The organism is Paenibacillus wynnii, from assembly GCF_030812855.1.
In the GTDB taxonomy this organism is placed as follows: Bacteria; Bacillota; Bacilli; order Paenibacillales; family Paenibacillaceae; genus Paenibacillus_AQ; species Paenibacillus_AQ wynnii_A.
In genome coordinates this window covers 79030-91267 of record NZ_JAUSTK010000012.1, presented here as the reverse complement: position 1 = coordinate 91267, position 12238 = coordinate 79030, and the positions used below count along the sequence as shown (strand labels likewise).

Genomic DNA, 12238 nt, shown 5'->3' with positions numbered 1-12238 from the left:
TCCGACCTCTCCACCTAACTTCCCCCTTACCAAGAAGACCTTAGTTATCCACGGTACTCTACCGGAGTTACTCCTGTATGAACCTTGAACGTCTTAATAAAATACTCTGATTGTCATAACCCAACTGCTCGCAAATATCACCGACAGTACATTGTGTCCCGTCCAGCAGTTCTTTGGCCCTTTCCATTTTCAACCTAGTTACATATTCGATAAAGGTTAGACCGGTTTCCTTCTTGAACAGTCTACTAAAATAACTTGCATTCAGATGCAGGTGATCCGCTACTTCATCCAGACTGATCCTTGAACCCAGCCGCAGGGATACATATCGACAGGCCTCCGCAACTTCTACTCTTTTACTGGCACCGACTCCGGCTTCTTTAGCGGCAAAAACAGATTCAAGATGATTGTTCAACCACTCCCTAAGTGCCAGAAGTGAATCAATATCGACGATTTCTTTATGCAGTGTATCTGCCGAATAAGCGGGCCGAACCGACTGGAGGGAGTGCAGCTTCAGCTTGAGATCCAGCAGCAGCTTCAGTGTCCAATCCTTGACCGTCTCCAAAGGATATTCTCCTGCCGGATCAAATGGAGCCACTTCTCTAATACTTCACCTGCCTGATCTGGAAGACTGCCAAGCAGTACCTCACGCAGCTCTTCGCTTCCTATTAACTCATTCAGGTGTTGCTTTAGCCCCTCCGGCGTATCACAGCCCTCTCCTATAATAAAAGACATATGAATTTTAAGGACTCTGAGCAGTGTTGAGTGGATCTTCTTAAGGCAAGCTGCTGTATCCGCATAGATATTGGTTTTGAGTCCGGGCTTATATGAGAATAGTAGAAACGAAGTTTTCACGTTGTATCCAACGAACAATCCGCTTGGATTCATGCCGTCAAGCACTTCATTCATGACATTACTTACGGCAAAATGCAGCGTCTGATCAGAGGAGAACCGATACTTCACATGACGGTAGTCCTCTAAATACACTGTTACGGGCAGGCAGGACTCCTCGTTCTCAAATAATCCGTATTCCGAAACTTCGGCCCTCCACTTCTCCGGGGAGAGCAGCGGTTGATGAATAAAATTCTTAAAGGTTTGCTCCTTGCGCAGCTCTCTTGTCTCTCCGAATAAATGCTTAATACGGGATTTCTCCCAGCCCGCTTGGTTCTCCCCATCCATCGTTTCCTTGAACCTGCGCAGCAGCTGTACCAAATCCTCTGGATCCAAGGCATCCTTCAGCAAATAATCCTGAACGTTTAATCACATGGCTGACTGGGCATATTGAAACTCATTATGACATGATAAAATCGCAATCCGTCTTTCCGGCTTCAATTCCTTGATGCGTGCAGATAATTCACAAAAGCCGTATCGTATAAATACCAGACCATCATCGTCGTTGAACCCAATCGGAAATGGAGATCAGTGCAAAATGCGGGTCCGCAATCCATTTGGGAGGATCGGATATTCCGATCGCCTTCAGCATTTCATTAATAATGGGTCCATAGGAAGGTTGGAACAACACTTGCCACACAATAGCTACGGCCACTGTCATGGATACATAGGGGACGAAATAGACGATTTTGAAGAACCCTTTGAAATATACATACCGATCAATCTAAACCGCCAATACCATAGACACCAGGATGTAAATCGGTACGCGTCAGCAAAAATATATAATTGTTGCGCACCGATCGGATAAACATCTCATCCTGAAACAGATTGATGAAATTCTGAAATCCCACCCACCGAATTCCGCTAAACCCTTGAACAAAGTTCCAGTCTGCAAACCCAAGCACCAGCGTAGCAATAATCGGAATCAACACCAGAATAGTTCCCCCGATCAGCATCGGTCCTACGAATAATAAACCTGCTAAGGTCTCCCCTCGCTGTAGTGACCACGCTCTGCGCTTACTCGCCGTCGGTGGCTTTTGTGTTAAAGTCTCCATATTTTGCCCCCTGTCTACACCTCAATTGTTTTTCTTATTTACTCACGCTTGAACATGTATTTATTATAAAAAAATACCGTCAGCACTTTGACGGTATTTTGATCATATTCACTATAATTTTGACTGTTGATCAGGATTACTTTTTCTTCTTGCCTTTAGCACCGCTTTCACTTGCCGCTGCAAGCTTCCCATCCTCATAAGCATAGAGTACATTGTCCTTCAACCGCTCACCCTGTAAATGCTTGCGCACCAGTGCTTTCGCTGATTTTGGTGTAATCTCCTTGTACCATACTCCCTCTGGGTAGGAGATAACTACGCAGGCATCCGAACATCTCCCGTTACAGCGAGTCACCGTGGTATGAATCAAGCTCTGTGCACCCTGCTTTTCAATTTCATCCTCTATCGCTTCAGCTACCTCTTCACCTTTATGCTTTTTGCAGCTACTTCCGTTACAGATCAGTAAGTGACTTGTGGTTCCTTGCAGATTCCATGTTGTCATGGACGATTCTCCCCTCATGCCCAAGTAAACCCCACGCTGTCTTTAGCTAGATTTGACACTGAGGTTTTATTTAATCTACCTGCTTGATTGTAGGCTGTCAATCCGGATCTTCCAAGAGTTTGTCTATTTCAGCGGCTGCACGATCTAATCCATCCTTAACGGACAGCTCGCCCAGAAATATTTTATGCATGTACAAGGTATACACTTTTTCGATTTTGCTCCAGTTCTTCACAGTCGGCCTCAGAAATGTATTATCCATAGCTTCAAGGTATGAATAAAGATACAAATCCTTGTTTACACTCAGAGCTTTGACCGCCTCCCGATTCGTCGGGATTAAACCGGCTCGTACCATGATCATCTGAGCTTCCTTTCCCGTCATCCATTTCATAAAAGCCCATGCCTCCGCAGGATGTTTGCTGCCCTTCATAATGACTAAATTTTCGCCGCCAATAATCGAGGACGGACCATTCCCTTTTGGAAAGGGTACAGGTAAGGTCTGCTTAAGCGCATGTTTAATTTCTGCATCATCCAACAAACCGTAAAACCACGGCGCTTCATCCGTTAAAATCATGTTTCCGTTCCGTACTTCCTCCCAGTTATCGCGATTAAGGGTCACCGCAGAAAGATGAATCATATCTTCCTTATAAAGACCAGCCAACTTCTCCACTGCTCGGATGGAGCCTTTGCTGTTTAAAAAACCAGAAGCCCTGGTGAAATTTCCATCCATAAACGAACCTCCGAGGCTGAAAAGATATGGAAGCGTATCCCAGGCCTCCAATCCCCCCAGTCCAATCGTGAAGTGATGCTTACGAGCAAGCTCCAGAACTTCATCCATAGTGCGTGGAGGTTCTGAATATCCCGCGCGCTCCAGAAGCTCCCGGTTAAAGATGGCCGATTTGGTGTATAAGTTGAGCGGCAGGGAGTAATATTGATTCTTATAAAAACCAACACTCATGGCTTTACGATGAAAAGTATGTTGCAGATGTTCGAACCCTGGAAATCCGTTTAACGGTTCTAGGAGCCCTTTATGTGAAAACTCTGGTACCCAGGAAATATCCATTCGCACCAGATCTGGACCACGGTTGGATGAAGCCCGGGCAATCAGACTGTACTTTAATTCGTTGTTGTTAGCTAAGTTAATGTAATTAATCCGAACATTGGGGTTCTTACGCTCAAAAGCCGGAATCAACTTTTGTACTAACAACCGGGTTTCTGCATCGTTGTAGGTATGCCAGAAGGTAATAACGGTTTTATCATTTCCGTGGAGCGTTTGAACATGATTTGGATCCGAGATCACAGACGGACTTCCACACCCGGCCGTAAACACTAGAGTCAGTAAAAAAGATATCCAACGGATGGCCAATAGGTAGTCCTCCTCTCTTAATCGGTCTGTGAGATCTGTTATTTCATGCTTTCCCTATATTCTACCGGAGTGAGTCCTGTTATTTTTTTGAACACCTTGCTGAAATATTTGACGTCTTTAAATCCTGCGGCGCCGGCTACATCATAAATCCGGCTGTCATTTTGTGCAAGCAGCCGCTTCGCTTCCCGAATTCGAAGTTCGATTAAATAATCGATAAAGTTTCGTTCGGTTTGTTTTTTGAATAAAAGGCTGAAGTAACTTTTACTGAGATGAACGATATCCGCTACGCTTTGGAGCGTCAGGTTCTCGGTAAAATGGTTAGCTATATATTCCAGTGCCTTCGTGATTAGCTGTCCGCCGTAACCGTTATCGGACAATTTGGGAATATAGGGCTTCCCCATCTCCTCCAGCTCACTAATCATAAATGATGCCAGTTGTTCCAATGTCTCTGTCTTGCGAAACAGCAGTTCATACCGTTCGGAGACCAGGGCTCCTGCGTCAGCATGCGACTGATAAACGCCTGTAAGAAGTCTACTCGCCTCTAGCTGCACTTGTCCCGGGTTCAAGATCCCGCTCTTCCAGCGTTCAAGGGCAAAATCAATCGCGGATGAAGCTGGATCACCCTTATGAATCATCTCAAAGAAGGGTGTCCAATCAGGATTGGGTTCTATATCTGTTAAAGTTTGAACATGATTGCTTTCCGATTCGCTCCTTCGATACAAACCACCCAGCCCTTCAAAAAATCGTCTTTGGCAGGCCAAACTGCTCTCGGCATATCCCTTAAGTATTCTGTGTACTCCTTGCTCCTTGGCGAAGCCAATCGACGTCGAAATTCCCCATTTCGCTTCGAGCTGAAGCTTCCACTGGTTGAGCTGTTGTTCAACCTCCCCTTCGAGATCCGGAAAGATGATAAACAGGCTGCTTTCAGCCACCAGCAGTGCACTTCCTTCCCTCATCTGCTTATAAAATGCTTCCTGCAGTTCCTCAAGTAACAGCTGCACATACAGATATCCGTAATTTTCTCTCCATTCCTCAGCGGCATCCAGCATAAGATACACACAAGCATAGGACTCTTCCAGCCATGCCGGATCCCAAACGGTTGACTCGGGAAAGGTCTGTTCTTGGACGATGTATCTTTTTATTTCCTGTTCGAAACGCTTTCGATCCAGATAGAGAGCCCCCTCTTGATAATGATTCAGTTCGGAATCCCTTCTCCTTTCTTCCTCAAGCATGGAAATAGTACGGCGAAGGACGGCAAGAAGTTCTTCCCGCTTCAAGGTCAGCTTTAACAAATAATCGACGGCGCCCAGCTTAAGTCCTTCTTTCACGTATTCAAAGTCACTATAATTACTGATCAAAATCACCTTTAAACTTGGGCAAAGCGCTAGCGCTTGCTTCATCAGTTGTATCCCGTCCATCAAAGGCATTTTGATATCTGTGATAAGAATATCGAAGGAACAACTTTCTAAAGCAGACAAGGCCTCCACACCGTTAGCGTAATGGTCTTCAACCGTCATCCCTTCCTCTTCCCAATCGATAAACGCACTGATACCGTTGCGGATGACAGGCTCGTCATCTACAATAAGAACTCTATACATGGTATTTCCCCCTGATCTGCTAGTTCTCAGATGCCGATTCCTCAAGTTTTTTTAACAAAATGCGTACAGTGGTTCCTTGGTCAGGTCCGCTTACGATAGACCATTCCCAATTTCGGGCGTAATAAAGCCGCAAGGTGTCATAGATATGGCGTAGACCGATACCAACTTCTCCATTTTCAATAGCAGTTCCCGGATCGTTCAATACTTTTAGCTTTCCTTTCCTAATGCCTAAACCATCATCTTCTACTAGAAATTCCAAGTCTCCTCTACACATACGAATCCTTATCGAGATCCTTCCGGCCGTATTTTTCGGTACGAACCCATGGAATATGGCGTTTTCCACCAATGGCTGTAGCAGCATGCGGGGGATCCTAAATTTCTCCGTACCCGGTTCAACGTCCAGCTCCAGATAAAATGTTTTCTCGTAGCGAAGCTCCAAAATGATCAAGTACTTCCGGATGATATCCAGTTCCTCTTCCACTGTTATCATACTCCCACTTTTGCCCATATTAGCCTCTAGCAGATGGTTTAGCGCGAGCAAAACTTGAGATGCACGGTCATTCTGACCGGAATCAATAAGCCACCGCAGCGTGCTGAGTGTATTAAAAAGGAAGTGAGGATGAACCCTGTGCATAACAGCCCGAAGCTCCGCATGATGCTTTTCATTTTGTTCATCCTCAACCTGCTGCATTAAATTACCGATTTCGTGCAGCATTTTGTTAAACTGTTTGCTTAAAAAGCCGATTTCATCAGAGGTTCGAACGACTGCCCTTGCGTTTAGATCACCTTGTTGAACATATAGCATGCTTTGGGTAAGTTGTTTTACGGGCTTTGTCACCCATCCGGCAATGAACAGCCCGATACCGATAGCAATCATGGAGAAAACTGCGGAAGACAATAATATCCAGGTTTGAAGACGTTCCAGCTGTCCGCTGATTTCATCAACCGGAACTGTCCCTACAATCATCCAACCGTTGCTCAGCAGCTGCTTAACCCCGTAATAAGGTACCCCTTTCATGTCAAAATCGAATTCCACTGCGTCATAGCCCACAATCTTTTGATACAAGTCGGGATTCTTCACTTTCTGGTTGATCATTTGGAGGTTGGAATCGATCATGATTCTCCCGATGGAATCCACAACAAAAAACTTTCCCGTTTCCCCGAGTTCCAACTTCCGGATTGTATTTAGTATCGACTGTCCGTCTAAATGAACCTGTACCAGTCCGATATTACGCATGGTATTAAAATCCTTCAGAACCCGTCCGACTGGCAAAACCAGGTCCGTATTGACCCCGCCTCCGCTCAAATGGTCATACTGAAGGCCCTGCCAAACCAGCTCACCGTCTTTTTGTTTGGCTTCTTTCACCCATTCCTGGTCTGAAAGATGGATCTCCTTAAGTTCGGAGTCGGAAAAGGTGCCACTGCCCCACCCTCTTCCCTCCTCTTTCAATAAATAAACGATTTTGACGAAGGAATTGGAATAGACATAGTTATTCAGCAAAGTATTAATATATTGAAAATTCCAGTTTTCTTCGTACGTCTGACTAGTGTTTACTTGCAAAGCAGCGCGCTGAATGTTCGGATCGCTGGAGATAAAGTCGGAGGTATCTATTCCCACGTTTAGAATAAAAGAAAGCGACTCCGCCGTTTGTTCGGCAATTTGAAGGGTGGACTCCCGTACGTTTTTCTTCAGGATGGAGTCGGCCACCCAGTAGAAGGACCAACTGGTAAATATGGTTGGGATTAAAATTACGAGCAGGAGGACCAGTATGATTTTGGCGGTAAAGCGACTTGATATTCTGAATTTTTGAAACATAGGACCTCCTATTTCGTTTCTTCCTAAGAGTGTACAAGATGAAAGCCTCAATACCAATGTAATTTACAGGAAAACCCTACTCCTTATACTCGACAACCACCATGTCCCAATATTTCAGCTTGGGCAGCTCCCATTGCAATATACCGTCCTGCTGCGAGAACGCTAATGATTGGGGTGAGCCCTTATCATAATCAGGGGAAGCGAACCATACTTTGGCAACCGGTTTATCCATTTCCACAGAAACGGAAACATTCAGTCTCTCTACCGGCTCTGTCTGCTTTCCATAGTTATCATTCCAATCCATAGTAGAAGCCTCTGTGAAATTGATGAAATGAAATATGTCTTTACCATCCTTCCGTTTAGTGAAGGACCACACTTTACCTTGCTCAGCCTGATGCGAAACAGCAGGTTCCCCCATTCCTTCGGCTTGTAGGATGGAATCTTCCGTCTGATCCCGCAGCAGATTCTGATAAGCTACCAGAAAGTCATAATAGTGGATTAGCTGTTTTTCCAAATCTGGAGACAGGCTTAGATTCTTATGAGGGAAATATTCTTTGGACAGCATGTTTTCCCCAAGCTCCAGATGAGAGCCTCCGGAGGCAAAAATCACCGCATCCGTCAGCAGGATTCCCGGCGTGTTGAACTCTCCCGGAGAATCGGAAAAATGATAATCCATATAAGCGGCCAGCACCGTGTTTAACTGGTTCTCGCTGTACTTCGAATTTTCATCAATCACTTCTTTTAAATTCTGATAACCCGGGTGATTTCCCCACACCTCTGTGTATAGAAACTTGACGGGAGCATCACGGGCAATAAGTTCCTGACCGAATTGGCCGACTGCGTTCATAACATAATCCACATTCAGTTTCTCTTTGGCTGTTTTTAAGAAAACAGGATAAGTCTCTGCCATGCTGATGCTTCTGCCATCATAGTTCCACAACATACCCCTATCTCCCAGCTGGTCCACATGCCATCCGTCAAAGGGAAGAGCCTCGAATGTCTTGAGTTCCTTGTCGATCAAGTAGTTCTGCCATTCTGGATTAGAGGGATCATACATATAAATATCACTTGCCCATTCTTTCGGAAGAGGATGCTTATCCTGCTCGGCGTGCGTTGGATCCTTAAACAATCCCCATTCTCTCTTTACACCTTCCTTTTCCGCATCGGCATAAGCCCCGAACAGCAAGTTGTAGTTCATAGCCTTCATCCCGTGAATATGTGACAGGTCAATATATCCCTTCACCGTTTGGAATGCCACTGGACGATTAGCAATATCTTTCCATTCCGCCGCGGGCTTACCTTCTTCGAAGCGTATAGGCTCTTGATGCTTATTTTGCCAATCGTAGAATTGGATGCCATTGATGTGGAACCGGTTTAAACGTTCGATAACTCGGGACATCTCGTCCTGATTCATAGCCGGGAAATCTGCCAAGTAACCATAACGAGGGAATTCCCCCCAGTCAGAGGAAACGTCCACAGCAATATTCAGTTGATCGGCCGCCTTACCGTCTTCCTCATAGAACACTTCGGCCATGAATCCTCTTCCCTCGTCCTCGGGCGCTTTCCAGCTCCAAGTCAGCTGATTTCCTTCTGCTTTCAGCCTTTCCTCCTTCACAATCTGGTCCAGGTGCAAATAACGAATATGGAACATTCCACCGGAGACGGGCTCCTTAAATTTTAACTGGAACTTGACGTCCTCTCCGGGTTTATAAGCCGCCTTATCCGTAGACAGCTCCTCAAGCAGGGAACCTCTTTGAATTTGGACATTCTTTTGTTGTAGGTTAGAGACATTGTCAGATACACTCCCACAAGCCGTTGTAGTCCAAATAGCTGTACATGTCACAAGGAACACGGCCATCCTCATCATCCTGCTAGTTCTCATTCTCTCTCACTCCTATCCATAGATTTTTAACATTATCCTCTATGTAATCGCTATCAAACTGTAAGGTGTCTTATATTTTTGGAACGGCATAATATATTACCCCCTCCTGTTTTACCTTAAAATCCCGTAAATCAAAGTACGGTTTTAACAAAAATATACAATAGTCCGAAAACCGTCAGCTGAAGTGTCCTATTTTTCGAAATGTAATAATAAAAAAGGTTGACCTGTAAGCGCTGGACTTTTAAACATTGCAAACCCCTAGCCCTATAGAACTACTATTATCCATATATATCCATGTTATTGGTAAAAATTTGATTGAAAATTGACGCTGCAAAAAAAAACTAAACAAGCGAAAATTCAAGTCAGGCGCCAGTTTCGCTCTGCTTATTCTACCTTTATGAAAACGTTATCTCTTCTGTTAATCAACTGTTTAAGAATGTCCGTAGGAGATTTTCCCCATTGTTCATGCCGTTTTTACTTGCTAACTTTGTAGTGGGCACCGGATACCGGAGTTTTTCACTTACGGAAAAGGATGTCTGCTTTATAAACTAATCGGAGTGGGAGAGAGAAATCTATGCGTAAGAAGTTAAAGGGTTGGAGCATGTCGAAAAAACTGGCACAAACTGCAATGTGCCTGAGTCTGCTGGCAGGAACGGTCGCGGTAGTGCTTCCGGCCAACGTGGCTTTTGCGGAAACGCAGCCTGAGGCGGATACCCCGTTAGACAAACAGAATCTTAAGCCATTATCCGTACAATCTTTAGAGGCTTTGGAAAACGGAGTGAAACTAAATTTAGGAGACTATCAGGGCTTTATCCGTCTTTTTGATGAAGACATGGCGAAAATCTCGGTTGTAAAGAACGGAGAAGCGGAATTCGAGTCCCAGGGAATTGCCAAGAAGAATTGGAAAACACCTGAGTTTAAAACTACAGAAACGGATAAAGAATACACTCTATCCACTAATGAAATTACAGTAAAAATTAATAAAAGCCCGTTCGGAGTCAAGTTTTTGGACAAGCAGGGTAATGTCATTAACGAAGATGCGGCACAAGGTGTAGGTTATGAAAACGGCAAGCCTTATGTGTTCAAGAAAACCGATAGCAATGAAAATTTCTATGGATTCGGTGAGCAATCCGGCGGGTTGAACAAGCGCGGAAAAAGTCTTGGCATGTGGAATACGGACGCCTATTCCTATAACAAGAACACAAAATATCTTTATACTTCTATTCCATTCTTCATAGGTCTTAAGGATAAAAAGGCATATGGTATTTTCTTCGACAATACGTATCGCTCCTATTATGAAATGGCCAGCGAGAAGGACGATTATTACTATTTCTACGCTAATGGCGGCACTCTTACTTACTACTTTATCAACGGCCCGGAAATCGGGGATGTAATCGATAAATATACCGATCTTACGGGAAAATCGGAAACTCCTCCGATGTGGTCGCTGGGATTCCATCAAAGTAAATGGGGATATACTCCGGAAGAACTGGTGAGTGTAGCTAATAAATACCGCGAGAAACAAATCCCGCTCGATACAATGCATTTTGATATTGACTACATGGATGAGTACCGCGTGTTCACTTGGAACGATCAATATAAAGAAGCTCTTAAGACACTAAAGGGTCAGGGATTCCACGCGGTTACCATCAATGACCCGGCTGTAAAGCAGGACGAAAACTATCGTATATATCAAGAAGGAACAAAAAATGACTTTTGGGCGAAAAATCCGGACGGTTCTACCTTTATCGGTGAAGTGTGGCCGGGTAAATCCGCTTTCCCGAACTTCCTGAAGCAGGATGTCCGCAACTGGTGGGCCGACAATCTGGGTATCCTCTTTGATGAAGGGGTGGACGGTATCTGGAATGACATGAACGAGCCTGCTGTTTTTGATGGTCCATTCCATACAATGCCGCTTGATACCGTGTTTGAAGATGACAACGGTGAAAAGGTATTGCACACGGAATACCACAATCTTTATGGACACGATGAAGCGGAAGCGACTTATAACGGTGCTCTGAAAAATAAACCGAATACCCGTCCGTTCGTCTTAACCCGCGACATGTACGCTGGAACACAGCGCTACGCTGCACTATGGACAGGGGACAACGTAAGTAATTGGGAGCATTTGCAAATGTCGATTCCGATGAACTCAAATGTCGGTATGTCCGGTGTTCCGTTTGTCGGAAATGATATCGGCGGCTTTGCAAAATCGCCGGGAAATGTTCCGACGCCTGAGCTGTTCGCGAGATGGATCGAGGTCGGCGCCTTCCTGCCGTTTGCCCGCGACCACTATGACAATAGCGCGAAATCAGGACTCGGAAGCGGTCAAGAGCCTTGGGAATTCGGCAAAGAAGTGGAAGATATCAGCCGGAAATACATTTCGATGCGTTATGAGCTGATGCCTTACTTGTACAATCAATTCAAGAAATCAGCTGAGAACGGTCAACCGGTTCAGCAACCCCTTGTTTATCAGTTCCAGGATGACAAGAAAACCTACAATATTGAAGATCAGTTCATGTTCGGCGATTCACTCATGCTTGCACCTGTAGTACAAGAAGGCCAAACGAGCCGTGAAGTGTACCTGCCGGCTGGCGAGACATGGGTGGACTACTGGACAGGAAAAGAATTTGACGGTAATCAGACTATTACGGTAAATGCCGATCTTGGAACACTGCCTATTTTCGTGAAAAATAATTCGATCATCCCTCGTCAGGAAGTGGAACAGCATACGGATGAGAAGAAGCTGGAAAACCTGATTCTTGACGTTTACCTGAACGATAAAGCCAGCTACAGCTTCTACGAGGACGATACTAAAACGTTGGATTACAAACAAGGTGAATACAATGTCACAGCATTCCATGTGGAGAAGAAAGATAACCACATCGAGTTCGAGCAGGACAAAAAGACTCAAAACTATACTTCCGATATTAAGTCTTACACGCTTAAACTGCATATTGCCGAAGAACCGAAGAAAGTGCAAGCGGCTGATAACAAATATGCCAAAGCCGGCAGTGCAGAAGAATTGAACAAACAGGAAAGTGGTTACTATTTCGATTCGGGAGAGAAAGCTCTGTATGTAAAAATCCCTGTAAACGAAAACCATAAAGTAAAAATTCAATAATACGATTCACGGT

The 12238-nt window shown here is 44.8% G+C and carries 8 protein-coding genes and 1 pseudogene; 1 reads left to right on the top strand and 8 read right to left on the bottom strand.

The genetic code is table 11. From position 1 onward, the window contains the following. Nucleotides 1–67: 67 nt before the first annotated feature. The 8 genes and pseudogenes from J2T20_RS13835 to J2T20_RS13800 form a co-directional block, all read right to left on the bottom strand. Nucleotides 68–562, bottom strand: coding sequence for a helix-turn-helix transcriptional regulator (locus J2T20_RS13835; RefSeq protein ID WP_307589235.1), 495 nt, complete (start codon nucleotides 560–562; stop codon nucleotides 68–70). Then, nucleotides 535–1224: a hypothetical protein gene (locus tag J2T20_RS13830; protein WP_307589233.1), complete on the bottom strand. Its 690-nt coding sequence runs from the start codon at nucleotides 1222–1224 to the stop codon at nucleotides 535–537. Before J2T20_RS13830 ends, J2T20_RS13835 begins: the two co-directional genes overlap by 28 nt. A gap of 172 nt (nucleotides 1225–1396) precedes the next feature. Continuing rightward, nucleotides 1397–1943: pseudogene (locus J2T20_RS13825) on the bottom strand (carbohydrate ABC transporter permease); the annotation flags it as partial. Nucleotides 1944–2079: 136 nt separating this feature from the next. Continuing rightward, entirely contained in the window at nucleotides 2080–2442 is a 363-nt protein-coding gene (locus J2T20_RS13820; protein WP_307589232.1) for a (2Fe-2S) ferredoxin domain-containing protein, read from the bottom strand. 97 nt (nucleotides 2443–2539) lie between these two features. Beyond that, nucleotides 2540–3805: an extracellular solute-binding protein gene (locus tag J2T20_RS13815; RefSeq protein ID WP_307589230.1), complete on the bottom strand. Its 1266-nt coding sequence runs from the start codon at nucleotides 3803–3805 to the stop codon at nucleotides 2540–2542. Between the two features lie 38 nt (nucleotides 3806–3843). Then, entirely contained in the window at nucleotides 3844–5403 is a 1560-nt protein-coding gene (locus tag J2T20_RS13810) for a response regulator transcription factor (RefSeq protein ID WP_307589228.1), read from the bottom strand. A gap of 19 nt (nucleotides 5404–5422) precedes the next feature. Next, nucleotides 5423–7219 carry a cache domain-containing sensor histidine kinase gene (locus J2T20_RS13805; RefSeq protein WP_307589226.1) on the bottom strand — a complete coding sequence of 599 codons (1797 nt, stop codon included), beginning with the start codon at nucleotides 7217–7219 and terminating at the stop codon, nucleotides 5423–5425. A gap of 76 nt (nucleotides 7220–7295) precedes the next feature. Next, nucleotides 7296–9101 carry a glycoside hydrolase family 66 protein gene (locus tag J2T20_RS13800; RefSeq protein WP_307589224.1) on the bottom strand — a complete coding sequence of 602 codons (1806 nt, stop codon included), beginning with the start codon at nucleotides 9099–9101 and terminating at the stop codon, nucleotides 7296–7298. A 574-nt stretch (nucleotides 9102–9675) separates the two neighbouring features. Here J2T20_RS13800 and J2T20_RS13795 point away from each other — a divergent pair. Next, complete coding sequence (locus J2T20_RS13795; RefSeq protein ID WP_307589222.1) at nucleotides 9676–12225, top strand: glycoside hydrolase family 31 protein; 2550 nt, start codon at nucleotides 9676–9678, stop codon at nucleotides 12223–12225. The last annotated feature ends 13 nt before the right edge of the window (nucleotides 12226–12238 follow it).

Bases quoted from the DNA above. Each gene is read 5' to 3' on its own strand.
- J2T20_RS13820 (WP_307589232.1), bottom strand. From the start codon at position 2,442: ATGACAACATGGAATCTGCAAGGAACCACAAGTCACTTACTGATCTGT.
- J2T20_RS13810 (WP_307589228.1), bottom strand. From the start codon at position 5,403: ATGTATAGAGTTCTTATTGTAGATGACGAGCCTGTCATCCGCAACGGT.
- J2T20_RS13805 (WP_307589226.1), bottom strand. From the start codon at position 7,219: ATGTTTCAAAAATTCAGAATATCAAGTCGCTTTACCGCCAAAATCATA.
- J2T20_RS13800 (WP_307589224.1), bottom strand. From the start codon at position 9,101: ATGAGAACTAGCAGGATGATGAGGATGGCCGTGTTCCTTGTGACATGT.
- J2T20_RS13795 (WP_307589222.1), top strand. From the start codon at position 9,676: ATGCGTAAGAAGTTAAAGGGTTGGAGCATGTCGAAAAAACTGGCACAA.